General features: G+C 61.9%; 21 protein-coding genes. 14 read left to right on the forward strand and 7 right to left on the reverse strand.

The window, feature by feature from the left end; translation table 11 throughout:
• Nucleotides 1–75: 75 nt before the first annotated feature.
• Genes BMZ35_RS11095 through ccmI form a run of 3 tightly spaced genes read right to left on the reverse strand, consistent with a single transcriptional unit; the run spans nucleotide 76 to nucleotide 2029 of the window.
• Nucleotides 76–315, reverse strand: coding sequence for a DUF1289 domain-containing protein (locus BMZ35_RS11095; protein ID WP_093093929.1), 240 nt, complete (start codon nucleotides 313–315; stop codon nucleotides 76–78).
• Nucleotides 312–794, reverse strand: coding sequence for a Holliday junction resolvase RuvX (ruvX, locus tag BMZ35_RS11100; RefSeq protein ID WP_093093930.1), 483 nt, complete (start codon nucleotides 792–794; stop codon nucleotides 312–314). The genes BMZ35_RS11095 and ruvX overlap by 4 nt, the downstream gene beginning before the upstream one ends.
• On the reverse strand, nucleotides 794–2029 hold the full coding sequence (ccmI, locus tag BMZ35_RS11105; RefSeq protein WP_093093931.1) for a c-type cytochrome biogenesis protein CcmI: 1236 nt from the start codon (nucleotides 2027–2029) through the stop codon (nucleotides 794–796). The genes ruvX and ccmI overlap by 1 nt, the downstream gene beginning before the upstream one ends.
• A gap of 187 nt (nucleotides 2030–2216) precedes the next feature.
• Here ccmI and BMZ35_RS11110 point away from each other — a divergent pair, with 187 nt between their 5' ends.
• From BMZ35_RS11110 to rarD, 9 genes are all read left to right on the forward strand, one after another.
• Nucleotides 2217–3464 (forward strand): sarcosine oxidase subunit beta family protein, encoded by a 1248-nt coding sequence (locus tag BMZ35_RS11110; RefSeq protein WP_093093932.1) that lies wholly within the window; start codon nucleotides 2217–2219, stop codon nucleotides 3462–3464.
• A 124-nt stretch (nucleotides 3465–3588) separates the two neighbouring features.
• Complete coding sequence (locus tag BMZ35_RS11115; protein ID WP_093093933.1) at nucleotides 3589–3918, forward strand: sarcosine oxidase subunit delta; 330 nt, start codon at nucleotides 3589–3591, stop codon at nucleotides 3916–3918.
• Complete coding sequence (locus tag BMZ35_RS11120; RefSeq protein WP_093093934.1) at nucleotides 3915–6929, forward strand: sarcosine oxidase subunit alpha family protein; 3015 nt, start codon at nucleotides 3915–3917, stop codon at nucleotides 6927–6929. The genes BMZ35_RS11115 and BMZ35_RS11120 overlap by 4 nt, the downstream gene beginning before the upstream one ends.
• Entirely contained in the window at nucleotides 6922–7491 is a 570-nt protein-coding gene (locus BMZ35_RS11125; protein ID WP_093093935.1) for a sarcosine oxidase subunit gamma, read from the forward strand. The genes BMZ35_RS11120 and BMZ35_RS11125 overlap by 8 nt, the downstream gene beginning before the upstream one ends.
• A gap of 681 nt (nucleotides 7492–8172) precedes the next feature.
• Nucleotides 8173–8508, forward strand: coding sequence for a hypothetical protein (locus tag BMZ35_RS11130; protein ID WP_093093936.1), 336 nt, complete (start codon nucleotides 8173–8175; stop codon nucleotides 8506–8508).
• A gap of 242 nt (nucleotides 8509–8750) precedes the next feature.
• Nucleotides 8751–9176 carry a hypothetical protein gene (locus BMZ35_RS11135; RefSeq protein ID WP_093093937.1) on the forward strand — a complete coding sequence of 142 codons (426 nt, stop codon included), beginning with the start codon at nucleotides 8751–8753 and terminating at the stop codon, nucleotides 9174–9176.
• Between the two features lie 90 nt (nucleotides 9177–9266).
• Nucleotides 9267–9866 (forward strand): superoxide dismutase, encoded by a 600-nt coding sequence (locus tag BMZ35_RS11140; RefSeq protein ID WP_093093938.1) that lies wholly within the window; start codon nucleotides 9267–9269, stop codon nucleotides 9864–9866.
• Between the two features lie 120 nt (nucleotides 9867–9986).
• Nucleotides 9987–10769, forward strand: a complete 783-nt coding sequence (locus tag BMZ35_RS11145; protein ID WP_093093939.1) for an enoyl-CoA hydratase-related protein — start codon at nucleotides 9987–9989, stop codon at nucleotides 10767–10769.
• A 60-nt stretch (nucleotides 10770–10829) separates the two neighbouring features.
• Nucleotides 10830–11744, forward strand: coding sequence for an EamA family transporter RarD (gene rarD / locus BMZ35_RS11150; protein WP_093094176.1), 915 nt, complete (start codon nucleotides 10830–10832; stop codon nucleotides 11742–11744).
• Here rarD and BMZ35_RS11155 read toward each other — a convergent pair.
• Complete coding sequence (locus tag BMZ35_RS11155) at nucleotides 11687–12238, reverse strand: LOG family protein (protein WP_093093940.1); 552 nt, start codon at nucleotides 12236–12238, stop codon at nucleotides 11687–11689. The two genes, rarD and BMZ35_RS11155, sit on opposite strands and share 58 nt — an antisense overlap.
• 98 nt (nucleotides 12239–12336) lie before the next feature.
• On the opposite strand from BMZ35_RS11155, the gene BMZ35_RS21110 reads away from it, so the two are divergent.
• On the forward strand, nucleotides 12337–14079 hold the full coding sequence (locus tag BMZ35_RS21110; RefSeq protein ID WP_131814365.1) for a LysM peptidoglycan-binding domain-containing protein: 1743 nt from the start codon (nucleotides 12337–12339) through the stop codon (nucleotides 14077–14079).
• A 76-nt stretch (nucleotides 14080–14155) separates the two neighbouring features.
• A complete protein-coding gene (locus tag BMZ35_RS11165; protein WP_093093942.1) occupies nucleotides 14156–15982 on the forward strand; it encodes an ABCB family ABC transporter ATP-binding protein/permease in 1827 nt (608 codons plus the stop codon).
• 12 nt (nucleotides 15983–15994) lie between these two features.
• On the opposite strand, the gene BMZ35_RS11170 is transcribed toward BMZ35_RS11165, so the two are convergent.
• Nucleotides 15995–17218 carry a 4Fe-4S double cluster binding domain-containing protein gene (locus BMZ35_RS11170; RefSeq protein ID WP_093093943.1) on the reverse strand — a complete coding sequence of 408 codons (1224 nt, stop codon included), beginning with the start codon at nucleotides 17216–17218 and terminating at the stop codon, nucleotides 15995–15997.
• Nucleotides 17219–17371: 153 nt separating this feature from the next.
• Between BMZ35_RS11170 and BMZ35_RS11175 the strand changes: the two genes are divergently transcribed.
• On the forward strand, nucleotides 17372–18175 hold the full coding sequence (locus BMZ35_RS11175) for an efflux RND transporter periplasmic adaptor subunit (RefSeq protein WP_165610060.1): 804 nt from the start codon (nucleotides 17372–17374) through the stop codon (nucleotides 18173–18175).
• Nucleotides 18176–18184: 9 nt separating this feature from the next.
• Here BMZ35_RS11175 and BMZ35_RS11180 read toward each other — a convergent pair whose 3' ends face one another.
• Together BMZ35_RS11180 and BMZ35_RS11185 are read right to left on the reverse strand one after the other, a co-directional pair.
• Entirely contained in the window at nucleotides 18185–21937 is a 3753-nt protein-coding gene (locus BMZ35_RS11180; protein ID WP_093093945.1) for an efflux RND transporter permease subunit, read from the reverse strand.
• Nucleotides 21937–23181: an efflux RND transporter periplasmic adaptor subunit gene (locus BMZ35_RS11185; RefSeq protein WP_093093946.1), complete on the reverse strand. Its 1245-nt coding sequence runs from the start codon at nucleotides 23179–23181 to the stop codon at nucleotides 21937–21939. Before BMZ35_RS11185 ends, BMZ35_RS11180 begins: the two co-directional genes overlap by 1 nt.
• Nucleotides 23182–23412: 231 nt before the next feature.
• On the opposite strand from BMZ35_RS11185, the gene BMZ35_RS11190 reads away from it, so the two are divergent.
• Both BMZ35_RS11190 and BMZ35_RS11195 read left to right on the forward strand, forming a co-directional pair.
• A complete protein-coding gene (locus BMZ35_RS11190) occupies nucleotides 23413–24093 on the forward strand; it encodes a DUF2659 family protein (protein WP_093093947.1) in 681 nt (226 codons plus the stop codon).
• Nucleotides 24094–24118: 25 nt separating this feature from the next.
• On the forward strand, nucleotides 24119–25417 hold the full coding sequence (locus tag BMZ35_RS11195) for a PQQ-like beta-propeller repeat protein (protein WP_242654770.1): 1299 nt from the start codon (nucleotides 24119–24121) through the stop codon (nucleotides 25415–25417).
• Nucleotides 25418–25462: the final 45 nt, after the last annotated feature.

The following is a 25462-nucleotide window of genomic DNA, read 5'->3' on the forward strand; positions in this document are numbered from 1 at the left end:
TCTCCTGATCAAAGGGGCGACCCTTTGGGAGGAAGCACGGGCGCTGGCACAGCGGATCTACGGCGGCTGACGGCTTTAGACGCCGCGGGCCTGACGCGCGGCCCGTCCGCCACGGCGCTTCTTCAGACGTGGGGCGCGCGACGGCAACTCGGCCATGATTGCGCTGCGTTCGTCGGCATCCATCTTGGACCAGCGCGTGATCTCGTCAATCGAACGCAGGCAGCCGGTGCAGATCCGTTCTTCGGGATGCACGACACAGACCTGCACACAGGGGCTTTCGATCTCGTTGCGTTTCCACACGGCGTCCTTGGTCATTGCGCGCTCCTGATATGTCCAAGACGATCCAACACTCCTTGCAGGATATACGACGCGGCGACGTGGTCGATCACCTCGGCGCGACGTTTTCGGGTCGTATCCGCCTCAAGAAGGGCACGTTCGGCGGCCACGGTGGACAGGCGTTCATCCCAGAACCCGATCGGAATCACCACGAGGGGCGCCAGATTGCGGGCAAAAGCGCGGGTCGACTGACAGCGCGGCCCTTCGGACCCGTCCATGTTACGCGGCAGTCCAAGGATGATAGCGCCAATCGAGCGCTTGTCGATGATGTCGATCAGACGCGCGGCGTCGATGCCGAACTTCTTGCGCTTGACGGTTTCCAGCGGCGTTGCCACCGATTGAAAGCTGTCCGACACCGCGACGCCAATGGTCTTGGTGCCAAGGTCCAGTCCCATCAGCGCCTGCATTGGCGGCAGCACCTCGGCCATTTCTTCGATGGTCTCGAAGATTGTGTTCATCAGTCCGCGACCCCGGCGCGTTCGGCGCCCGCGCGCACGATGGCCAGCGCCTCGGGGTTTTCTGCAAAGACGCCCTTGGCCTCTTCCCAGATCACCAGCGCGCGTTCGCTGTCACCCAGAACCCCGTAGGCCGAGATCAGCCGTGCCCATTCCTCGGGTGTGCCGCCCTCGGTGGCGAGACGCTCGGCAAGGTTGCTGACCATGCCGCGGATCATTTCCTGACGGTCTTCGGCCGACATTTCGCTGGCCGCTTCCATGTCGTCGTTGCTTGGGCCGGACAGCCCGTCGCCGGAATGCGGCGCGGCGGGCATCTGGTATTCCACGCCGGCAAACCACGCCAGATCCATGATCCGCGAGCGGATCGCGGGCACCCAGGGCGCGTCCGGCGGGCTCTGGCGCAGCACCTGGTCCCAGATCTTGAACGTCAGGTCCGGGCGATCATTCTGCAGAAGCATCAGCCCCCAGTAATAGCGGGCAAGATTGTTGGCGGGGTTGATCTCCATCGCGCGGCGCAACGCGGCCTGAGCCTCGGGCGAGACATAGCCGTCGGCGGCGGCGATCATCATGTTGGCCAAGATGCTGTAATCGCTGGAACTTGCCCGGTCACCCTTGATGCGGATGATCTGTTGCTGAGCTGTATAGGCGGCCTTGAAGTTGCCCATTGAGGCTTCGTTTCGGGCCAGCAGTTCCTGCCCTTGAAGGTCGTCGGGACGTTCGGCGGCGGTCTGGCGCAGCTTGTCCATCAGGGCGACGAAATCCGCGTCCGGCGTCGGGCCGGGAGAGGCGGGCACCTGCGCTTCGGCTTCGGCTTGGCTTTGGCGGCTGTCCATGCGCGCGCGGGCTTCTTCCATGCGCAGCGTAAGCGGCTGATCCTGAAAGCCGGGCGCGCCCAGTTTCCAGTAACCAAGAAAGCTCAACCCGATCAAAACCACGCCCATGGCGACGATCAACGCCATGCCGCCGCGCGATTTCGTGGTCTCACCGGCCTGTTCCGCCTTGAGCTGGGCATCGGCGGCGAGGATGCGGCGCGACACCTCGGTGCGGATGCGGGTGGCGTCGGCTTCGTCGATCACGCCGCGTGCGAGATCCTTGTCGACCTCCTTGAGCTGATCGCGATACACGCGCAGATCATATTCCGCCGGATGTTCGCTGTTGCCGCGTTGACGACGAACCGCCAGCGCGATGATGCCTGCCGCCACAAGGGCCAGAGCGCCTGCCGTGATCCAGAATACCATGATGCCTCGATGCCTCCTGCAAGTGTCCCCCATCTATAGGCGGAGGGGCGCGGGAAAAAGGGCAAATCGTGATCACGACAGCGTATGTCGCAACCGAACGGCAATGCGGCGGTTTGAACCGCCTGTCCGAGGGCGCAGCAGTTCAATAAGATTGTATCAGGACTCTCCCTAATCGGAATCACTGCCCATGAGACGCTATTCAGCCTTTGCCATCGCCCGCGAAGCCGCCCGGTTCCATACCGGATGGGAACGCGCGTGGCGTTCGCCCGAACCGAAGAAGAAATACGATGTGATCATCGTCGGGGCCGGGGGGCATGGCCTTGCCACCGCCTTTTACCTTGGCAAGAATTTCGGGATCACCAACGTGGCGATCATCGAAAAGGGCTGGCTGGGGGGCGGCAACACCGGCCGCAACACCACGATCATCCGCTCGAACTATCTTCAGGATCCCTCTGCGGCGCTTTATGAAAAGGCGCGTTCGCTCTACGAGACCATGAGCCAGGACCTGAACTACAACGTTATGTTCAGCCCGCGCGGCGTGATCATGCTTGCCCAGACCGAGCACGAGGTGCGCGGTTATCAGCGCACGGCGCATGCCAACGCGCTTCAGGGCGTTCAGACCGAGTTCATTGGTCCGGAGCGGGTCAAGGAGCTGGTGCCGATCATCAATATTGACGGGCCGCGTTACCCGGTTCTGGGGGGGCTCTGGCAGGAGCGCGGCGGCACCGGGCGGCATGACGCCGTGGCATGGGGCTATGCGCGGGCGTGCTCGGATATGGGCATGGACATCATCCAGAAATGCGAAGTCATCGGCGTCCGTTCCGAAGGCGGCACGGTCAAAGGCGTCGACACAACCAAAGGACCAATTGATTGCGACAAGCTGGGCCTTGTCGTGGCGGGGAACTCGGGCGATCTGGCGAACATGGCCGGGTTCCGTCTGCCGATGGAATCCGTCGCCCTTCAGGCGCTGGTCAGCGAGCCGATCAAACCTTGCATGGACGTGGTGGTGATGGCCAACACAGTGCATGGCTACATGTCCCAGTCGGACAAGGGCGAAATGGTGATTGGTGGCGGCACCGATGGGTTCAACAACTACACCCAACGCGGATCGTTCCACCATATCGAGGAAACCGTGCGCGCGCTGTGCGAAACCTTCCCGATGGTCAGCCGCCTCAAGATGCTGCGCCAGTGGGGCGGGATCGTGGACGTGACCGGCGACCGCTCGCCCGTCATCGGCAAGACGCCGTTGGGCAACTGTTTTATCAACGCAGGCTGGGGCACTGGCGGCTTCAAGGCCATTCCCGGTGGCGGCTGGGCCACGGCCGAGCTGATCGCCAAGGGCGAACCGGGTCCGCTTTGTGCTGAGTTCGGCATGGAACGCTTTATCGAAGGCCGGTTTATTGATGAATCAGTGGCCGCAGGGGTGGCGCATTGATGTTTGACGTGACCGTTACATGCCCGGCAATGCCGGGCAGCGCCCGACCCTCCCCACGGGAGGGCGCTTTCAGCACTCGCCAAGGCTCGGGCGCTGCCCTCAACTTTTTGCAGGAGGACGCAACATGCTAACCCTTCAATGCCCCTATTGCGGCGTTCATGCCGAGGAAACCGAACTGCATGCCGAAGGCGAAGCGCACCTCAAGCGTTTTGGCCCCGGCTCAACCGATGACGAGTTCGAAACCTATCTTTTCATGCGCGAAAACCCCAAGGGCGTGCATTTCGAGCGCTGGCGGCATTCCAACGGCTGCGGCAAGTTCTTCCATGCTGCCCGGTCGACAACAACGCTTGAGGTCTTTGGCACCTATCCGGCGCAGACGCTGGAACCGCCAAAGGACATCAAGGACAAGATTTCCGCGAAATATCCCGGCTGGCGCTGGAGGGAATTCTCATGAGCACACGTCTCGCATCGGGCGGTAAGTATCTCAACCGCAACAAACAGGTAAAGTTCAGCTTCAACGGCAAGCAGTTTGCCGGGTACGAAGGCGACACGCTGGCCTCGGCGCTTCTGGCCAATGACCAGATGATGATGGGCCGGTCGTTCAAGTATCACCGCCCGCGCGGCGTGGTGGCCTCGGGCGCCGAAGAGCCGAACGCATTGGTCAACATGGGCGAGGGCGGCAAGTTCGAACCCAACCAACGCGCCACCACGACCGAGATTTTCGACGGGCTGACCTGCACCTCGCAGAATCACTGGCCGAGCCTCGAATTCGACGTGGGCGCGATCAACAACCACATGACCCGCTTCTTCCCGGCGGGGTTCTATTACAAGACCTTCATGTTCCCGCGTTTCGCGTGGAAACACGTCTTTGAACCGATCGTGCGCCAGTCGGCGGGGCTTGGCAAAGTGCCGAAAGACCGCGACGCGGACCGGTACGAGCATTTCTATGCCTTCTTCGACGTGGTCGTCGTCGGCGGCGGGATTGCCGGTCTTGAGGCCGCGTTGGCCGCCGGGGCCGCCGGAGCCAAGGTGCTGATCATGGAACAGACCTCGCATCTGGGCGGGCGTGCCCGTATTGATGGGGGCGAGATCGACGGCATGTCGGTGGATGGCTGGGTCACCGAGGCCGCAGAGGCGCTCGAGGCGATGTCGAACGTCACCATCCGCACCCGGATGATGGGGGCAGGGGTCTATGATCACGGCTATGTGCTGGGCTATGAACGCGTGGCAGATCACACGCCGCTGGCCAATGCGCCGCGCCACCGCCTGTGGCGCATCCGCGCGAACCAGATCGTGACCGCAACCGGCGCCATCGAACGCCCGCTGTCCTTTGCAGGCAACGACATTCCCGGCGTCATGCTGGCCGGAGCAATGCGCGATTACGTGGACGGCTGGGGCGTGTCGGCTGGCGACCGCACCGTGGTCGTCACCAACAATGACGACGCCTATCGCACCGCGATTGCGCTCAAGAAGGCCGGGCTGGAAGTGCCCGTCATTCTGGACGCCCGCAACATGGGCGGCGGGGCGCTGGCCGAAGAGGCGCGCGCGCTCGGCATTCGTATCGAGAATGGCAAGGGCATCGCCAAGGTCAAGGGCGGCAAACGCGTCACCAGCGTGGCAATCTGCACGCAGGCGGGCGAAGGCAGCGTGCTGGAAGAGATCAAGTGCGACGCGGTCGCCATGTCGGGTGGCTGGTCGCCCGTGGTGCACCTTTGGTCCCATTGCGGCGGCAAGCTGGTCTGGGACGAGGATCAGGCCCATTTCCGGCCCGACGCCACCCGCCCGCCGACCAACCAGGACGGCGAAGGGTTCGTCATCCCCGCAGGCAGCGCCAACGGCCCGCTTGACATGGCCGATGTGTTGTCTGATGCCCGTGCGGCGGGTCTGGCCGCGGCCAAGGCCTGTGGCTTTGAACCCGGTGACTGGGACGCGGCCATGGCCGAACCGCAACCCGAAGCGGCGATGGAGCCGGTCTGGCTCATGCCGCAGGGCGCGGGGCCGAAACTGCGCATCAAGACGTGGCTGGATTATCAGAACGACGTCAAGGTGTCGGACGTGCGTCTGGCCGCGCAGGAAGGCTATGAAAGCGTCGAGCACACCAAGCGTTATACCACGCTTGGCATGGCGACGGATCAGGGCAAGCTCAGCAATATCAACGGTCTGGCAACGCTTGCTGGTCAGCTCAACGCACCGATCCCTTCCGTTGGCACGACCACGTTCCGCCCGCCCTATACGCCGATCAGCTTTGGCGCGATTGCCGGTGAAGCGCGTGACGAGGCGTTCCAGCCTTTGCGTCGCACACCGATCCACGAATGGCATGAAGAACAGAACGCCTTCTTCGAGCCGGTTGGCCATTGGCGCCGCCCGTACTGCTATCCGCGCAAAGGCGAAAGCCACGGCGACGCAGTGAAACGGGAGATCCTGCAAACCCGAAACTCTGTCGGGCTGCTGGATGCATCAACACTGGGCAAGATCATCGTCAAGGGGCCGGATGCGGCGAAATTCCTCGACATGCTCTACACCAACATGATGAGCACCCTGAAACCCGGCAAATGCCGCTATGGTCTGATGTGTAACGAGAACGGCTTTCTTATCGATGATGGCGTGGTTGCGCGCATCGACGAAGAGACCTTCCTCTGCCACACCACCACCGGCGGGGCCGAGCGTATTCACGGCTGGATGGAAGACTGGCTGCAATGCGAATGGTGGGACTGGAAGGTCTATACCGCCAACGTGACCGAGCAATATGCCCAGATCGCCGTTGTGGGGCCAAATGCCCGCAAGGTGATCGAGAAGCTGGGCGGCGACATGGATGTCAGCAAAGAGGCGCTGGCCTTCATGGAGTGGAAAGACGGCAAGATCGGCGATTTTGACGCGCGGGCCTACCGGATTTCCTTCTCGGGCGAGCTGTCTTACGAGATCGCGGTGCCCGCGAGCCAGGGCCGCGCCTTCTGGGATGCTCTGCTGAAGGCCGGGGAAGAGTTCGACATCATGCCCTATGGCACCGAAGGGCTGCACGTGATGCGGGCCGAAAAGGGCTTTATCATGATCGGAGACGAAACCGACGGTACGGTGATCCCGCAGGATCTTGGGCTCAACTGGGCGATTTCCAAGAAGAAAGAAGACTTCCTTGGCAAACGCGCGCAGCAGCGTCCGCACATGACCGACCCGAACCGCTGGAAGCTGGTCGGGCTGGAAACGCTGGATGGCTCGGTGATCCCGGACGGCTCTTATGCGATTGCCGAGGGCACCAATGCCAACGGTCAGCGCAACACCCAAGGTCGCGTCACCTCGACCTATTATTCGCCGACGCTGGACAAGGGCATCGCCATGGGCATCGTGCATCGCGGGCCTGAACGTATGGGCGAGGTGATCGAATTCAACAAGGTGGATGGCGGCACGGTGAAGGCGAAGATCGTCGATCCGGTGTTCTATGACAAGGACGGGGAGAAGCAGAATGTCTGAGGCTGTGAGCGCCCTCAACGGGGCAAGCTTTGACGGGTTCGCCCGTGTCGAGGAAACCGGGTTGCGCGGCATGATCACCGTGCGCGGTGATCTGGCGTCCAAGGAGATGGCAGCGGCTGTCCGGAACGTCATTGGCGCAGCAATGCCCGAGACCCGCAAGGTTGTCTTTGGCAAGAGCGGTGCGGTGGCGTGGATGTCGCCGGACGAGCTTTTGATCATGGTAGCGCATGGGGCGGCCTACGAAATGGTTGAGGCGTTGAACGCGGCGCTGGCCGGGCAGCATGCGCTGGTGGTCAACGTGTCGGACGCGCGGGCGGTGTTCCGCGTTTCGGGGGAGGGTGCCCGCGAAGTTCTGGCCAAGCTGGCCCCGGTCGACCTGTCGCCGGACGCCTTTGGCGCAGGCGACATCCGCCGCACGCGCCTTGCGCAGGTGGCCGGCGCGTTCTGGGCCAATGACGATGGCAGCTTTGAGGTGATCTGTTTCCGGTCCGTGGCACAATACGTGTTCGATATTCTCAGGTTGTCCGCCACCCAAGGGGGCGAAGTCGGGCATTTCTCCTGACAAATCCACAAAACGGCATGTGATGCGCGGACCTGACGCAAGGGCCGCGCATTTTTTGTGTTGACGCTAAGTAGCGGCGGTGCAAAATCATTACAACGCAGAGGTGTATTAGAATCGTTATTGTTCAGAGAGTTGGCTTTTTCTGAGGGGGGCATACCCCTTTTGGGTGTCTTGGATCGTCATTCTGCTGCCGGGATGAAATCCATGCGGACAGGCCGCCGAGAAGGCGTTTCGCTTCTTTTTTTGCGTCGGTCAATGGGGTTCGCCGGGTCATTTGAGGGCCGGGTGCACGCCGCTCCGGGATGTTTTTTGGGGAATATTCCAGGGTGAAAAGGCCGTTTTGAGTGTTTTTTGTGGGGGCGCGAGAAGAGGGCGTCGAATGAAAATGACATCGAAAAATCTGCTCCGGATTGCCGCTATTCTGCTGGTTGTCGGGTTCATCATCTATGCGGCACCGGGCACGACGGCGCATTAGGATCACAATGAGCCGACCAGAAAACTTTTTGCCGCGTTCGGTGCGCGCCACGCTTTTCTGGTTTGCGCTTTTTGGCTCCGCAATGAGCGTCTGGTTTGTGCCCGCATAGGCAGAGACTTACAAAGTGAAGCACTCGGCCAATCAGGGGCTCTCATGCCCGTGAAGACCGGCAAAATACGCGACCTTTTTCAATCAGCCCCTGCACAATGAAAAAGACGATCTTCCGAAGTGCAGCCATGGCCGCAACCATGGCCCTCTCCACGGTGCTTGCCGGTCAGACACAGGCGCAGACCGTGATGGATTGCACCATGACCGACTTGCCGCGTAACGGAGCGGCAACGAGCCGGTATTTCTTTTCCCATGATACCGCGAACAACCGCGTCGTCGTGATGGACGAGGTGACACTCGTTGTGGCGAAAACGCCGGTCTCAGCCAAGATCACGACAAACACGGATGAGCGGCTCGGCTTTAAGTGGAAGGTGCGAAAGGTGCCCACGGTGGAGTATCGAACCGGCGCAATTTTGGAAACGACCGACTTTTAGTTCAAGGCAGTCTATTTCAAAAAACAGAAACGCCTGATGGTGCGATCCTATGCAGGGTTCCAAGCCTATGATGCCGCCTATGGGTCCTGTGCACCGGGCAAGGCGCCGCGCCCCAAGCGGTAGGCGCCGGTATTGCATGGGGAAATCCCGGCAAAAACCTGCGCCAACCTATTGAAATCCCCCCTCCGTCGTGACCAAATCTAGGACAGAAGGGTCACAAGGGCCTGTTGGGGGGCGAAAGCATGAAGTTTCTGGCGACAATCCTGTCCGGTGCGCTGCTGACCGCGGGCGCGGCAGGCGCGCAGGAGTTCAACTGCACCTTCCCCAAGCAGGGCGTGAATAGCTGGATCCGGGGGCAGATCATTGTCAAGTTCGATCCCGCGACCCAGACCGCATCGGTGTTTGACAGCCTGATCAACCAGGAATTCGGCGCGCCCATTGCTGCCAAGGTCAGCACCAACAACGACAAGCGCCTGACAGTGCGCTGGCGCCTGCGCAACGTCCAGACCCGTCTGGGCTTTGCACCGTCGATCGACTATACGCTTTCCTATCTCAAACAAACCGGGCAGGCCAACGCCAACGCCATCGCGCCGCTGGTGGACGAGCCGACCAGATCGCCGTTTTCACCGGGGCAATACAGTGCCGGCGGAAGCTGTGCGCCGCGCTAGGAATCCAACGCTTTGCCCTTGACCTTCCCCGCCAATCCCCCGCATCTGGGGATCATCAATTAACGCTCGAACAACCAAGAGGACTTTGAAATGGCTTTCGAACTTCCCGATCTTCCCTATGCCCACGACGCCCTTGCCGACAAAGGCATGAGCGCCGAAACGCTCGAATATCACCACGACCTGCACCACAAGGCCTATGTCGACAACGGCAACAAGCTGATCGCCGGGACCGAGTGGGAAGGCAAGTCGATGGAAGAGATCATCACCGGCACCTACAACGCGGGCGCGGTGGCTCAGAACGGCATCTTCAACAACATCTCGCAGCTCTGGAACCACAACCAGTTCTGGGAAATGATGGGTCCGGGCGCGTCGGCCATGCCGGGTGAGCTGGAAAAAGCGCTGGTCGAGAGCTTTGGCTCGGTCGACGAGTTCAAGTCGCAATTCGCCGCCGCTGGCGCAGGCCAGTTCGGTTCGGGCTGGTGCTGGCTCGTGAAAAACGCCGACGGTTCGCTGGCCGTGACCAAGACCGAGAACGGCGTCAACCCGCTCTGCTTTGGTCAGACCGCGCTTCTGGGTTGCGACGTGTGGGAACACTCCTACTACATCGACTTCCGCAACAAGCGCCCCGCATATCTCGACAACTTCCTGAACAACCTCGTGAACTGGGAAAACGTCGCCTCGCGCATGTAAGCCAAACGCGATCTGCGAATTGGAAAGGGCTGGCCATGGGGCTGGCCCTTTTTCGTTGCAGCGCGGGGGATTGTCAGGGCAGGGCGGCCTGTGCATCCTGCGCGACGGGAGGACAATGCAATGGCCAAAGACCAGACCAAGCTTGTGACAGAGACGCTTGAGGACGGCGTGCTCACGCTGACACTTGGCGGTGGCGTTGCGCACACGCTGTCCAGCCAGATGATCGCGGCGCTTCATGCGGCGCTGGCGCGCGCGCGGCAGGATGCAGAGGTCAAGGTTCTGGTGCTTTATGGGCCGGGCCATATCTTTTGTGCCGGGCATGACCTCAAGGAAATCACCGCCTGCCGAAGCGAACCGGACGATGGGCGGGCCTATCTTGGCGCACTGTTTGACAAGTGCGCGGCGATGATGACGGCATTGGCGACCTTTCCAAGGCCAACCATTGCGCGAGTCGAGGGCATCGCCACGGCGGCGGGGCTGCAGATGGTGGCCGCCTGCGATCTGGCCTTTGCTTCAGATCAGGCGCGCTTTTGCCTGCCTGGTGTGAAAAACGGTGGTTTCTGTTCAACACCGCTTGTGGCGGTGGGGCGGGCGATCGGGCGGCGTCACGCGATGGCACTGGCCTTGTCGGGCGAGGCCGTCGACGCGGTCTGGGCGCATCGGGTCGGGCTGATCAACCGGGTCTCGACCCCCGAGTGCCTTACAGACACGGTGAGTGATTTTGCCCGGCGACTGGCCGCGCAACACGCCCCCGCAATCAGCCAAGGCAAGGCGGCCTTTGATGCGCAGATCGCGCTGCCCCTGGAACAGGCCTACGAGGTGGCCGGGGCGGCGATGCTGGATCACTTCATGGACCCGGAACGCATTGCCATAGAACGCGAAAGCTGGGCGCAAAAGCTCTAGGCGACTTGCCAACCCGGCTTGCCCGGTCCATCAACAGGCGTTGGACAAGGAAGCATGGGCATGAACGAACGCAAGCGGGCATTATTGGCGATGATCCTGGCCTGTGTCATCTGGGGCCTGTCGCCGCTCTACTACAAACTTCTGGCCCATATCGCCCCGATCGAGGTTCTGGCCCATCGCACGATCTGGTCCGCGACGCTTTTTGCCGGGCTGCTCATGGTGCAGGGACGGCAGCGGGAACTGGCGCATGTCGGGCGTCCGCTGAAACAGGGGGCTGCGGTTCTGATCGCCGCACTTCTCATTTCGACCAACTGGTTTGTCTTCATCAGCGCCGTCGGCTCGGATCAGGCGACCGAGGCCAGCATGGGGTATTTCCTGTTTCCGCTGGTGTCCGTGCTTCTTGGACGCGTGGTTCTTGGGGAACGCCAATCAACGGCGCAATGGCTGGCGGTCGGTCTGGCCGGGCTGGCGGTTCTGGTGCTCACGGTCGGGCTTGGCGTCGCACCTTGGATTGCGCTGATCCTGTCGGGCACGTTTGGGCTTTATGGTCTGCTCAAGAAACGTCTGCCGCTTGGCCCCGTGGTGTCCGTTACCGCCGAGGTGCTGCTGCTTTGTCCTATCGCCATCCTCGTGCTGTGGCATTTCCACAGTTCCGGGGGCGGGGTCTTTGGCCAATCCTTGCAGGATTCTGTTCTGTTGGTGTTTTCAGGGGCCCTGACGGCAACGCCGCTTATCCTGTTTTCACGCGCGGCACGGCAACTGCCTCTGTCCACCGTGGGGCTGATGCAATACCTCAACCCCACGCTGCAATTCCTGTGCGCTGTCGTGATCTTTGCCGAGCCGTTCAGCCTCTGGCACATGATCGCCTTCCCTATGATCTGGGCGGCGCTGGCGCTTTATTCCCTGTCCTCGTGGCGTCAGGAAAAGGTCGCGTCGAGAACTTCGGTCGCCCCGGCCACGTCATCGACCACGTGAAAGAACTCGCGCAGCGTGCTTTCGGCGAAGCCTTGTTCGATCACATGATCCACCAAGGCCACCAGCGGCGACCAGAAACCGTTGATGTTGAGGATGATGATCGGTTTTTGATGCAGGCCCAATTGGCGCCATGTTAGCACTTCGAAGAATTCGTCAAGTGATCCCGCCCCGCCGGGCAGCACCACCAGCGCGTCGCAATTCATGAACATGACCTTTTTTCGCTCGTGCATGTTCTCGGTCACGATAAAGCGGCTGAGGTCGGTCTTGCCCACCTCCCATTTGAGAAGATGGGTCGGGATCACGCCGAAGGTGTCACCGCCCGCCATCTGGCAGCTGTTGGCCACCGCCCCCATCAACCCGATGTCCCCCGCACCGTAGACCAAACGCCATCCGCGTTCGGCGATAATCTCGCCAAGCGCCTCTGCGCCTGCGCGATAAGCGGGGTCCTGGCCCGAACGTGAGCCGCAAAAGACACAGACCGAGTGCGTTGTCATGAATTTCTCCAATATGTTCAAAGCGCTTTTGACCAGTGATACGCGCGTTGATAAGGTCGCTCAACCTTATGACAGCCGAATTCGGGGGATAATCGGCGATGAGCAAACTAGCATCTCTTCTGGGGGGAAATGCAGCCCTTGTGGGCGGTGGGGCCGTTGTGATTGGCGTGGCGGTTGTCGCCAGCGGCGTTTTCAGACAACCCGAGCCTCAGGACCCGCCAGCATCGGAACCCGCTGTGGCCGTGGCACCAAGCACGCCCGAGCCCAAGGCAGAACCGCAGCCCGCAGCAGAGCCCAAGCCTGCCGCGCCTGCGCCCGCACCGGAAACGCCGACGGAAACCACCGAGGCCCCGGCTTCCGAAGACACCGCTGTTGTCGTCGAAGAGGCGACCGCAGAGGCCGAGACCACACCTGTCGAGGCGGATAAGGCAGCCGCGCCAATCCTGCCCGCCTTTGATGTGGTGCGCGTGGATGGCGATGGCAACACCGTGATCGCCGGTCGTGCCGCACCGGGGGCGCTGATTGGCATTCTTCTGGATGGGGACGAGGTGGCGCAGGCGTCCGCGGATGCAGCAGGAAAGTTCGCAAGCCTTCTCGTGATCGAACCCAGCCCGCAACCGCGTGTGCTGACCCTGGTGCAGCGGCGCGACGAAGGCGACCTCCTTTCAGACGCCAGCTTTATCATCGCCCCGGTGATCCCAACCCCCGCAGCGCCAGCTGCGCCGGACGTGGACGAGGCCCCTGTTGTAGTGGCCGAAGCGGAGGCGCCCGCCACTTCTGAGACCACAGAGACCGCTACGGAAACCGCCTCGGATACGGCTCAGGAACAGGAAGAGGTGACGGAGACCGAACTGGCCAAGGCAGAGATCGAAGACTCCGCGCCCAAACGCGCCCCGGCGGTGCTGGTGGCGGATGAGGATGGCGTCCGCGTCGTGCAACCGGCGGCCCCTGAAACCGACGCCCCCGAAGTGCTGCAAGCGGTCAGCATCGACGGAATCAGCTATTCCGAAACCGGAGACGTCGCGGTCTCGGGGCGGGGACAGGCAAACAAGTTTGTTCGCCTGTATCTCGACAACGAACTGGCCGACGAAGTTGCGATTTCGAAGGCCGGTCAATGGCAAGTCCTGCTGACCGATGTCGACCCCGGTCTGTATCAGATGCGGGTCGACGAAGTTGATGAGGCCGGAAGAGTGATGTCGCGAGTCGAGATCCCGTTCCAGCGTGAGACACAGGAAAAAGTCCTGGCGGCCCTTGCGCCCAAGGCCAAGCCGGAGCCTGTTGCAGAGACCGAGGCCCCGTCAGTGGAAGCGGAGCCCCCCGCCGCGCATGAGAGCGGGGCGAGCGAACCCGAGCAGACGGCAGAAACTGTCACGGACCAAACTCAGGAAACCGCGCCGACACAAACTGCCGACGCTATTCCGGCGGACACGACAGGCGCAGAACCGCATGAGACGGCGGAAACCGTCCCGGCGGCAAAGCCGGATCCCGCACCGCGGCAAACCGCAGAAGCCTCTTCGACCGAAACAGCGTCGGAAGAGGTGGCATCGAGCGACAGCACGGTCGTGGTAGCCGCAGAGACGGAAACTTCGGAAGAAACGGCCCAAGCAACACCGACTCCGACGCCAGTGTCCGCGCCGGAACAACCGGCCGATCCTGAACCCGCGGCCGCAAGCGTCAAGCTTGTCACCGTTCAGCCGGGCTTCACGCTCTGGGCCATTGCCACCGAGCATTACGGAAGCGGCGTGCATTTCGTGCATGTTCACGAGGCCAACAAGGACCAGATCCGCGACCCGGACCTGATCTATCCGGGACAGATTTTCGAAGTGCCTGTGCGGGACTGATTTGTTGTCTCGTGAAGGGTGGTAGTTTCCGATTGCAGATATTAGGTCTTAGCGACCAGCAACCGGGAATGGCAGCATGACAAAGTGGCATACGGCCTCTGAAGAGGAACTTGCGCGCAACGAACAGCGCTCTGGTTGGCGCACGATACGCCGGGTTGCGCCCTATCTCTGGCCCGAGGACCAGAACTGGGTCAAAATCCGCGTCGTACTGGCGCTGGTCGCGCTGCTGGCCTCCAAGTTGATCGCCGTGGGCACGCCGATGCTCTACAAGGCCGCCGTTGATGCTTTGGCGGGCGAGGGCGTACCGCCGCTCGCGCTTGGGGCCGTCGGGCTGACCGTGGCCTATGGCATGGCGCGGCTGATGACCAACGGGTTTCAGCAGTTGCGCGATGCGATCTTTGCCAAGGTGGCGCAGCGCGCGCTGCGCACGCTGGCGCTGCAGACCTTTGAACACATTCACCGCCTGTCGATGCGCTATCATATCACCCGCAAGACCGGGGGGCTGTCCCGCATCATCGAACGCGGCGTGAAGGGTGTAGAATTCCTGTTGCGCTTCCTGTTGTTCTCGATCGGGCCTCTGGTGCTGGAGCTATTGCTGATCGCGGCCGTGCTCTTCTGGCTGTTCGATGTCTGGTATCTCGTGGTGGTGGCAGTGACGATTGCGGCCTATGTCTGGTTCACCTTCAAGGTCACCGAATGGCGCGTGAAACTGCGCCGCGAGATGAATGATCAGGACACGGATGCCAACCAGAAGGCCATCGACAGCCTGCTGAACTTTGAAACGGTCAAGTATTTTGGTGCCGAAAAGCGTGAGGCCGCCCGCTATGACGCGGCCATGCAGGGCTATGAACGCGCTGCGCTCAAAACGTCCTATTCGTTGGCATTCCTGAATTTCGGACAGTCCCTGCTGATCACCTCCGGCCTTGTCGGGGTCATGGTTCTGGCCGCGATTGGTGTGCAGAACGGTACCCTGACCGTGGGCGATTTCGTCATGGTCAACGCCTACATGATCCAGATCACCATGCCCTTGAACTTCCTTGGCACGGTCTATCGTGAAATCCGCCAAAGCCTTGTGGACATGGGGGAAATGTTTGACCTTCTCGAACAACCCGCCGAGGTTTCGGACAAGCCCGATGCCAAGCCGCTGTCTGTGACAGAGGGGCGGATCGAACTGGATGCGGTCGCGTTTGGCTATGAAAAAGAGCGCCCGATCCTGCACGGGGTCAGCCTTGAGGTGCCGGGTGGTCAGACCGTGGCCATCGTTGGGGCGTCGGGGTCAGGCAAATCGACCATCGGGCGGCTCCTGTTCCGCTTTTATGATGTCAACGGCGGGGCACTGCGCATTGATGGTCAGGATGTGCGCGACGTGACGCAAGAGAGCCTGCATGACGCCATCGGCGTGGTGCCTCAGGACACCGTGCTGTTCAACGACACGATCCGCTACAATATCGCCTATGGACGCGACGGGGCCAGCCATTCCGAGATCGTCGAGGCGGCGCGAGCAGCCCAGATCCACGACTTCATCGAAAGCCTGCCCGAAGGCTATGACACGATGGTCGGCGAACGGGGGCTGAAACTCTCGGGGGGTGAGAAACAGCGCGTCGGCATTGCCCGCACACTGCTCAAGAACCCGCCGCTCCTGTTGCTGGACGAGGCAACCTCGGCGCTCGACACCGAAACCGAACAGGAGATCAAGGGCGCGCTGGCACGGGCCGGGCAGGGGCGTACGGTGATCACCATCGCGCACCGTCTTTCGACCATTGCCGAGGCGGACCAGATCATCGTTCTGGAACAGGGCGTGATCAAGGAACGCGGCACCCATACCGAGCTTCTGGACAGGGGCGGGCGCTATGCCCAGCTCTGGCAGCGGCAGGCGTCGGATGATGACGCGGCAGCAGCCTAGGCCTTGGCGTGTTCAGCGCCCTTGGGCGCTGTTCCACCAATCCTTGGGCTTCAACCGCGTGGCGCGGTCTGAGCGCGCATCCCACCAAAGCGCCCATTTGCGAAACCGCGACAGGGCCACGCGCAGCCAGAGCCGGTCCCGCCATGTCTCGAAATCGCGGTTGAACGGGCAGACCCGCATACAGATCGCACAGTCCGACTGCAGCTTGGCCCAATAGCCGAAACAGGCCTTGGCGTCCGAGGTCCACTTGCGCACGCCACGAATGGCCGAGACATCGTCGAGCGGGCTTTCCTCGGGCGGCCCCAACGGCAGCGCCTTGGCCGGGCAGGCATCCGCGCAGGCGGTGCAGATGTCACAGAACCTGGCCACACCGGGGCGTTTGGGCGTGTCATGAGCCAGCGGCAGATTGGTGAAAATCTTGGAAAATCGCAGGCGCGGGCCGAACTCCGGTGTGATCACCATCTGGTTGCGGGCATATTCGCCCAATCCCGCTTTGACCGCATAGGGGATCACCAGCCCGGTGTCATTCATCGACGGCACCGCCTCGTAACCGAGATTGCGGATATAGGCGGCAAGCTGGATCACGATGGCCGCTTCGTGGCTGTATTCCCGCCCTGTCGCGGCCCCCGCCAGCGCCGAAGGGTAGGTTGCGACCAGTTCCTTGTCCATCTGGTGACCAAGCACGATCACGCTACTCATGCCTTCGGGAAGCGTGTTCTCGGCCTCTGAGAAATCGCGTACATCCACCCGCGTCGCATATAGCCAGCGCGGGTCCAACTCCGTCACCCCGGCCAGATCCGCACCAAAGAACCGCGCGATCCGCTTGATCTCGGCGCTCATTGCGGCCGGATCGTCGATCTCTTCGCGCACCTCGGCCACGGGCGTGTCACAGGCGATCGGGGCTTGGAATCCTTCCCTTCGCCCTTCGGTGGCGCTGCGGTTCGAGATGATGTCCGAGATCAGCCAGCTTGCGTTGCGCAGGGCAAAGTCCTTTTGTCGGAACCCATCCCCTTTGCGATAGCTGGCCTTCATCCGGTAACTCTCAAAGAACGCGGCGGTCTGCTTGCTGCGCACTTCCGGGTCCCAGAAGGCGCGGGTAAACAGGTCGTTGCGCTGCGAGAAGGGTTCGAAATTCTCGGTGGTTTCGATCCCGGCCTCTGCATCGCTTTTGCCATATCTGTCGCGCCAAGATTTGCGGTCGCTATCGGTCGTGCCGGAATTGGCGGGCCAGGGCATTTCACACTCCTTTTCTGAGAAAGGAGGGGGAAACTGTTGGCATTGTCAATGCTTTGGTCAGACGACAGGCTTGTCTGAAAGTGCGTATCGCGGCAAGCTTGCGCCAAGATGGGCGCAGCGGGGCGAATAACTGTGATCTCCAAACTGAAACGAATGACGGCCATAACTGCACTTTGCGCGGCCGTCCTGCCTGTAATGTTGCAGGCCGAGGAGAGGGTCGCCAGGGGCACCGGCTATGTCACACCCACGCGCAGCTGGGACATCGCACCCGTGATCGATGGGCAGATTGAAAAACTGCATTTCGTCGAAGGCGACATCGTGGCCAAGGGTGATCTGCTGGTGGAACTCGTGGACGACTTCCGGCGTCTGGAACTTGAGCGAGTTCAGTCGCTATTGGATATCCAACGGGCCGAGTTGCAGCAGCTTGAAGATGATCTGGAACGGATGCAGGAACTGCGCGAACGCGAAGCGGTTGCAGAGGCGAGCTATCTGGATGCCGAGTTTGCTGTCGAGGCTGCGAGGCTCTTGGTCAAGACCGCGGAAATTGATGTCAAACGCGCCGAAGCCGAGCTTGCAGCGACGCGATTGACGGCACCGGCAGATGGCATGATTTCCGCGCCACGGCTCAACGAGCGGGCAAATTTCAATGTGGTCGAAAGCGGCTCCATCGCCACCATCGCTCAGCTTGATCCAATCGATGTGCGCGTGGCGGTCGATCTGGAATGGGTACTGCGCGAACTGAAACGCGGGACCTATTCGGCCGAGGAGCTGCGGCGCATTCCTGTTGCCTTGTCGCTTCCTGATGGCACGCCATATCAAGAAATGGGCCACCTCAGCGGCATCGGCAACGATATCAACCGGGAAACCGGTGAAGGCATCCTGATCATCGAATTCCCCAATCCCAAAGGCGTTTTGCGTCCCGGTCTGCGCGTGGTTATCGCCCGCGCAGACCGCTGAACACGGCGCTTATTCCGCCGCCCGCAAGGCGTCCGGCGCATTCGGTGTCCGGGGGCTTTCATTTTCACCCTCGGCGCTGTCCTCGGCCTCAGGCGTCTTCTCCGGGGCAGGGGTGTCGTCCCAGATGATGACAGGCCCTCTGAGCTTGCGCGCCGCGCGCCGCAGCGCCCAATCCTGACCTGCCTTGCTGGTGCGCCCAAACGAGAGCCGTGCCAACAGCATCATCAGCCAGCGGAAATATGTGCTCGCCCAGACCCTGAGCGCCAACATGGACGGCGTGAAGACCAGCGTTAGAACCGTCGCGATCCCAAGGCCAAAGACCACCGCCGTAGCAAGCTGTTTCCACCAAAGTGAAGTAGGCGAGTCGATCGAATAGCCGCCATTGATAAAGTCCAGCGACAGGCCGAACATCATCGGGGCGAGGCCCGCCATCGTCGTGATCGTGGTCAGCAGAACAGGGCGAATGCGGCTCTGTGCCGTGCGCACGATCGCCTCGATGCGCGGCATGTACTGGCTGTATTCCTGATAGGTGTCGATCAGAACAATGTTGTTGTTCACCACGATCCCAGCCAGCGCCACGATCCCGGTGCCTGTCATGATGATCGAAAACGCCTGGTCCATGACCAGCATCCCGATCAGAACCCCCGTCGTGGACAAGACCACCGCCAAAAGCACCAGCACCGAGTTGTAGACACTGTTGAACTGCGCCAGCAGGATGATGAACATCAGCCCCAGCGCCCCGGCAAAGGCGGTTTGCAGGAAGGCCTGACTTTCGGCCTCGTCTTCCTGATCCCCGGTCCATTCAAAGTCGATGCCGCGCGGGAACGGATCGGTTTCAAGCCATTCGGTCAGGGTGGCGATCCGCTCGTTCGGGGTCAGCACCGTGGCTTTGAACCCCTTGGCGCGCCAGTCTTCCTGAAGCGCGGTGTCGTTGTTCCAGCTCTCGGCAGACAGCACCTCGCGTTCGCCGGTTTCGGCGTTGTGCAGCACCATCATGCCACTTTCGATCCCGGCTTTGACGTCAAAGTAACGGGTCTGGTCCACGCGGTTGATCTCTGCCAGCTTTTCGACCGGTTCGCGGGTGATGAAGTTGGACAGGGGCACCAGCCCTTCGGTGGTGCGCACTTTGAGCGTATCGAGCGTGCTCAGCACCCGATCACTTTCTGGCAGGCGCACGCGGATCTCGATTTCTTCGTCCGAACTGTCGACCCGCATCGTGTCAAGCAGGATGCCGCGCGTCACGAGCTGCACCATCGCCCCCACGGTGCGCACATCCGCGCCATAGCGGCCGGCCTTGGCCACGTCCACGTTTATTTCCCAGTCGATGCCGGGCAGGGGGCGCGTGTCTTCGATCAGGGTCAGCCCCGGGGTGGCATCCATCTTTTCCCGCGCAATCGTGGCCGCGGCAAGGAGGTCTTCCCAGTTGTCGCCCTTGACCCTTAGGTGCACAGGCTTGGCCGAGGCCGGGCCGCGCGACGCTTCGAGGATCTCGATCTGCACACCGGCAATCTTGTCGAGCTCGACCGTCAGCTCATCCAGAACCGTGTTCCCGTCCCAGCGTTCATCCTTGATGGCACGGGTCACAGTGTAGTTCAGGATCGGGATCGTGAACCACGGCTCATGCACGTCGGGGCGGTCTTCCCACGGGATCGTCTCAAGCTGGATCTGCCCGATCATGTCCTTGGGCGCCTGCGCCCCGCCGGTGTTGGAATCAAGCCCCCCTTCGCCGGCAAATGCAAAGGCCGTCTTCACACCGGGATGGGCCAGCACGACCGCTTCCGCCTGGCTGACAAGCCGGTCTTTCTGCTCCAGCGACAGGTTTCCGCGCGCCTTGACATAGACGATGGCCTGCTCGGGTTCGGATTCCACGAAGAACTCGACACCCTTGTTGTTTTCACCAAAGTAGCCGAACACCGCGATCACTACCGCGATCACAGCGCCAATGCTGACCAGAGGCATGATCGGGTTGCCCGCGATCAGCTTGATGAACCAGCCGAACGGGGTCAGGCGGAAACCCGCCTTGACCGTCTTGCGCTTGCGCTCGATACGCGCCGCATCCAGCGTGATCGACGCGGCAAAGGCCCCGGCCATGAATAGGATGAACCCGGGCAAGAAGGCCATAAGCCCGCCTTGGGGCGCCCCGTCACCAAGCAGGTAGGCGGGGTTCAGGGTCTGCATGGCACCGACAAAGATCAGGTACAGAGACGGCGGCACAAGCAACGCGCGCAGCCAATAGGGCGTACGGGCCCGCAGCCCTTCGGAGGCGCGATGGAACAGGCGGCTGAGCCGCCCTGACACGCCGCCCATCACCGGCAGGTAGATCAGCGCCACCACCAGCGAGGCCGACAGCACGAAGATCAGCGTGACCGGCAGCATGCCCATGAACTCGCCGGGCACACCCGGCCAGAACAGCATCGGCAGGAAGGCACACAGCGTCGTCGCGGTCGACGAGACGATCGGCCAAAACATGCGCTTTGCGGCCTCGACATAGGCATGCATTGGGCCGATGCCCTCGTTGATGCGCTTGTCGGCATATTCGACAACCACTATTGCGCCGTCGACAAGCATCCCCACGGCAAGGATCAGGCCGAACATCACGATGTTCGAAATCGTCACCTCCATCATCGCCAGAAGGGCAAAGCACAACAGGAAGGACGTCGGGATCGCAAAGCCCACCAAAAGCGCCGCACGTGTGCCAAGCGCGGCCAGCACCACGATCATCACCAGCGCAATCGCGGTCAGAACCGAACCCTCAAGCTGGCTCACCATCGAGCCGACAACGCGGCTCTGGTCGTTCGAGGTTCCCACCTCTACGGCAGCGCGCAGCTCATCCGGCCAGTCGGCCTCTTCGGCGGCGACCACTTCCTTGACCAGCTGCGCCGTGTCGATCAGGTTGAACCCCTTGCGTTTGACCACCTGCAGGGCAACCGTGTTTTCACCATTGAACCGCGCGGTTCCGGCGCGGTCTTCGAAGGTGAGGTTGATCTCGGCCAGATCGCCCAGCGTGACAACCCGGTCGCCATTGGTCTTGACCGGAAGGTCGTAGATGTCGCGCGGCTTGTCAAAGCTGGACGGGATCTTGACCGCGAACGAGCCTTGCGCCGAGTCTACCTCGCCTGCCGCGATCAGCTGGTTGTTGTTGACCACGACATTGATCAGCTCGGTTGCCGTCACGTTGTAGCTTTCAAGGCGCAGCGGGTCGATCACCACTTCGACCATCTCGTCCCGGTTGCCCGCGATCCCGGCTTCCAGCACCGCGTCCAGCGATTCCAGCTTGTCTTGCAAGGACTTGGCGATGCGGAACATGGTGCGTTCCGGCACGTCGCCGGTCAGGTTGACGATAATGATCGGAAATTCGGAAAAATTGATCTCGTTAATCGAGTATTTCTCGAACCCGTCCGGGAACTTGCCCTCGGCGGTGTTCATCGCCTCGCGTACGTCCGCCATCACGCGGGATTTGTCCCAGCCGAATTCGAATTCGAGAAAGATCCCGGCATAGCCCTCTGCCGCCGTGGCCGACATCTTTTTCAGCCCGTCAATGTCCGAAAGCTCGGTCTCCATCGGTTTGACCAGCATGGTTTCGGAATCATTGGCCGAGATGCCGGGGAAGGGGACCGATACGAAGAGGCCCGGGATCTGGATGTCCGGCTCGCCTTCCTTGGGCAGGCCCCAATAGGCATATCCCCCCACCGCAAGCGATAGGAGGATAAAGGCCATGACCATGCGGGCCCGGCTGGCGGCCCAGTCGACGATACCGATCATCAGGCGGGCTCCTCGAACACCGGAAGGACACGCACGCCTTCCTCGACATATTCCTGACCGATGATGATGATGTCGGCCTCATCAGGCAGGCCCTCGACCCAGACGCCCTCGGGCGCATCACGCAGCAGGGTGACGGCATTGAAGGCAACGATATTCTCGGCCCCCACAAGGCGTACCCCCAGCGTGCCATGATCGTTCAGCGTAAGGGCGGATTGCGGAATGCGGTGGGCATTCGCGCCGTCCGAGGCAATCAGGATTTCCGCCGTCTGACCGTCCCGGATGTTGAGATCGGGGTTGGGTACATCCACCTCGACCCGGAAGGTCCGGGTCAGAGGATCGGCCGAGCGCGACAGGAATGTCACCTGTCCGGCGACCTGCTGACCCGTGGTCAGCCGCGCCCCGGCCAGTGCGCCAAGCTTGACGCGGTTGACCTCGGTTTCCGGCACGAAGCCCACGACCTTGATCGGGTCCAGACGGATCACCGTGGCACAGACGCTGCCCGCCTGCATCAGGCTGCCGAGTTCCGCGGTATCGGATTCCAGCAGGCCGTCAAAGGGGGCGGTGATCGACAGACGTTCCATCTCGCGTTCCGCCGCAGCCACCAGCGCCTGTGCGGATTCGATCCCCGCCAACGTTGATTCAAGGTTTGCCTTGGCCGATTGCACTGCCGCCTCTGCGGACCGCACCGCGGCGCGGGCCGAGGCCACGCGGGTTTCAGAGGCATAGCCGCCTTCGGAGAGCTTTCGCGCTGCGTTGTCGTTGATCAGCGCTTCCTCAAGCCGGGCGCTCGCCTCGATCTGGGCAGCCTGTGCCGATGGAACGCGCGCATTGGCTTCCGCCAACCGCGCTTTTGCTTCGGCCAGAACGGCCTCTCGCGTGCCTCTGTCCAAACGGCACAGCTCTTGACCTTCCTTGACATGCGCGCCTCGGCGCAATGGGTTAGACACGATCTGGGCCGATGTTTCGGCCCGCATCTCGACCTGTCGGTCGGCCTCGGTCTGGCCGCGCAGCACAACGGCGCTGTCGATCATCTGTGCCTTGGAATGAATGGCCACGACGCGCACGACATTCTCCTGTGCCGCCAACGTGGCCGGATCTGCGCCGGTATCGCCATCCTGCGTGGTGGTGGCGGCATCCTTGGTGCCCCCGCCTGAAGCAAAGGCAAGCAGGTGGTCTCTTTCGACCACAATCAAAAAGAGAAAAACTGTCACGAGGATTGCGGTCAAAGCCGGAATCAAGCGCATGATGTACGTCCTTGCAAATTTCGCGCGTGTTGGGCTGACATATTGGCGTGCCAGACGGAAGAAACAAGCGCCCAGGGTCAATTTCTGAACCGATCTGTTCAGTTTATGGCCCTCGCCCCTTGTCTGCAAGTCAACTTGTCGCGTCTTTGCCACACTCCGGGGCAGGCCCGCGATGACTTGGCAGTCCCGGAACAACGCGATAAGAGGGGGCAAATCAAAGGGAGAGCGGGCGTGAGCGATACCGACAGTTTCATCGAGGAAGTCACCGAAGAGGTCCGCCGCGACCGGCTTTTTGCGATGATCCGCCGTTATGGCTGGATCGCGGTTGTGGTGATTGTTCTGATCGTGGGGGCCGCGGCCTGGAACGAATGGAACAAGGCCCAGGCCCGCGCTGCCGCCGAGGCGACAGGGGATGCGCTCCTCGCCGCGATCGAGGCCAATGACGACGCCGCCCGCATCGCCGCCCTGAAAGAGGCCGATATCGCCTCGCCTCAGGCGCAGATCATTGCCGACTTCCTGCTGGCAACCCATCAGGTCACCGACGGAGATTCCGCCGGCGCCGCTGCCACGCTGGACGGAATTGCCAGCGCCGGTGGCGATGTGCCCGAAATCTATCGCCAGATCGCCGCCTTCAAGGCGATCCTCGCTCGTGGGTCCGACATGCCGATGGCCGACCGCCGCGTCGCGCTCGAAGCCATGGCCGCTCCGGGCATGCCGCTGGCCCTTCTGGCACAGGAACAACTGGCCATGGCCGATATCGAAGAAGGTAAAACGGAAGAAGCGATTTCACGCCTGAATGCCATTATCGCCGATGCGAACGTGTCTGCGGGCTTGCGTCAGCGCGCATCTCAGTTGATTGTGTCACTGGGCGGGACGCTTGCCGGTACAACAGGCGCGGCTGCCGACCAATAGAACAAGTCTGGTGGGGGCCGGAGCGGTGAATAGCAAGATCTTGATCATGGCGACGGTCGGCATGGCCGTTCTGACAGCCTGTTCGGAACCCGAGCGCATTCTTCCCGGTGAACGTGAAGATCTGCGCCCGGCAGAAGAAGAAATCCAGAACGCTGCCCCCGCGATCAGCCTGCCGAAACAGACGCGCAATGCCAGCTGGACCCACCGGATTGGCACCCCGAAGTATCGTGTGGCCCACGCCGCCCTGTCGCCGACGCCGGTGCTGGCGTGGTCGGCGCCCATTGGCAAGGGCGAGTCCCGCAAGACCCGGATCACGGCCGATCCGGTTGTCGGCGACGGGCGCATCTACACGGTCGATTCCGAATCGACTCTCACGGCGACATCGCTGAGCGGCCAAACACTCTGGACTCGCGACCTTGCCACCGCGCGCGACAAGCCGGGCGAAGCCTCGACCGGCGGTATCGCCTTCGAGGGGGGCAAGCTGTTTGTGACCACCGGGTTCGGCAGCCTGCGCGCCTTTGACGCCCGCACCGGCAACGATCTCTGGGAGCAGCGGTTCGAGGCCGTCGGTAGCGGGACCCCGACCGTTTATGGCGACCTCGTATACGCCGTGTCCGGCGATTCCACCGGTTGGGCGATTAACAAGAATACCGGCAAGGTCGAATGGCAGTTGCTGTCGCTCCCGGATGTGCAGAACGTCCAGAGCCCCTCGGCCCCGGCCATCAACGACCGGCTTGCGATCTTTGCCTACGGATCGGGTGAAGTGCAGGCGGCCTTCCGCCGTGGCGGCGTCGGGCGCTGGAATGTCAGCATCTCGGGTCAGCGCGCGGGTCGTGCCATCAATACCGTCGGCGATCTCTCGGGCGACCCCGTGATCGTGGGCAACACGGTTTATGTGTCCAACCACTCCGGGCGGCTTGTCGCGCTGGACGTGGATACCGGCAACCGCCTGTGGACGGCGAGCGAAGGCGCGCTCAGCCCGGTCTTTCCGGCGGGCGGGTCGCTCTTCCTTGTCAGCGAACGCAATACGCTGGTGCGGATCAACGCATCGGACGGCACCGTGATCTGGTCCCAGGACCTGCCGCTGTTCGTCAAGGACAAGCCCAAGAAACAGTCGCGCATTTTTGCGCATTACGGGCCGGTGCTTGCGGGGGGACATCTGGCCGTCGCGTCATCTGACGGCCTGCTGCGGATGTTTGACCCGAAATCCGGCGCTTTGCTCTACAGCACCGAGATTCCCGGCGGTGCCACCACCAACCCGGTGGTCGCGGGCGGTGTTCTTTATGTCGTCGGCAGCAAGGGCGAATTGCACGCTTTCCGTTGACGCACAAATGCTGTAACGAAGCGTCTTCGAGCGTTTCGGAGTTTC

Origin of the sequence: Shimia aestuarii (assembly GCF_900114635.1) — a bacterium.
Taxonomy (GTDB): Bacteria; Pseudomonadota; Alphaproteobacteria; order Rhodobacterales; family Rhodobacteraceae; genus Shimia; species Shimia aestuarii.

Coding starts and splice junctions, on each gene's coding strand:
- BMZ35_RS11095 (WP_093093929.1), bottom strand. CDS start 315: ATGACCAAGGACGCCGTGTGGAAACGCAACGAGATCGAAAGCCCCTGT.
- ruvX (WP_093093930.1), bottom strand. CDS start 794: ATGAACACAATCTTCGAGACCATCGAAGAAATGGCCGAGGTGCTGCCG.
- ccmI (WP_093093931.1), bottom strand. CDS start 2,029: ATGGTATTCTGGATCACGGCAGGCGCTCTGGCCCTTGTGGCGGCAGGC.
- BMZ35_RS11110 (WP_093093932.1), top strand. CDS start 2,217: ATGAGACGCTATTCAGCCTTTGCCATCGCCCGCGAAGCCGCCCGGTTC.
- BMZ35_RS11115 (WP_093093933.1), top strand. CDS start 3,589: ATGCTAACCCTTCAATGCCCCTATTGCGGCGTTCATGCCGAGGAAACC.
- BMZ35_RS11120 (WP_093093934.1), top strand. CDS start 3,915: ATGAGCACACGTCTCGCATCGGGCGGTAAGTATCTCAACCGCAACAAA.
- BMZ35_RS11125 (WP_093093935.1), top strand. CDS start 6,922: ATGTCTGAGGCTGTGAGCGCCCTCAACGGGGCAAGCTTTGACGGGTTC.
- BMZ35_RS11130 (WP_093093936.1), top strand. CDS start 8,173: ATGAAAAAGACGATCTTCCGAAGTGCAGCCATGGCCGCAACCATGGCC.
- BMZ35_RS11135 (WP_093093937.1), top strand. CDS start 8,751: ATGAAGTTTCTGGCGACAATCCTGTCCGGTGCGCTGCTGACCGCGGGC.
- BMZ35_RS11140 (WP_093093938.1), top strand. CDS start 9,267: ATGGCTTTCGAACTTCCCGATCTTCCCTATGCCCACGACGCCCTTGCC.
- BMZ35_RS11145 (WP_093093939.1), top strand. CDS start 9,987: ATGGCCAAAGACCAGACCAAGCTTGTGACAGAGACGCTTGAGGACGGC.
- rarD (WP_093094176.1), top strand. CDS start 10,830: ATGAACGAACGCAAGCGGGCATTATTGGCGATGATCCTGGCCTGTGTC.
- BMZ35_RS11155 (WP_093093940.1), bottom strand. CDS start 12,238: ATGACAACGCACTCGGTCTGTGTCTTTTGCGGCTCACGTTCGGGCCAG.
- BMZ35_RS21110 (WP_131814365.1), top strand. CDS start 12,337: ATGAGCAAACTAGCATCTCTTCTGGGGGGAAATGCAGCCCTTGTGGGC.
- BMZ35_RS11165 (WP_093093942.1), top strand. CDS start 14,156: ATGACAAAGTGGCATACGGCCTCTGAAGAGGAACTTGCGCGCAACGAA.
- BMZ35_RS11170 (WP_093093943.1), bottom strand. CDS start 17,218: ATGCCCTGGCCCGCCAATTCCGGCACGACCGATAGCGACCGCAAATCT.
- BMZ35_RS11175 (WP_165610060.1), top strand. CDS start 17,372: ATGACGGCCATAACTGCACTTTGCGCGGCCGTCCTGCCTGTAATGTTG.
- BMZ35_RS11180 (WP_093093945.1), bottom strand. CDS start 21,937: ATGATCGGTATCGTCGACTGGGCCGCCAGCCGGGCCCGCATGGTCATG.
- BMZ35_RS11185 (WP_093093946.1), bottom strand. CDS start 23,181: ATGCGCTTGATTCCGGCTTTGACCGCAATCCTCGTGACAGTTTTTCTC.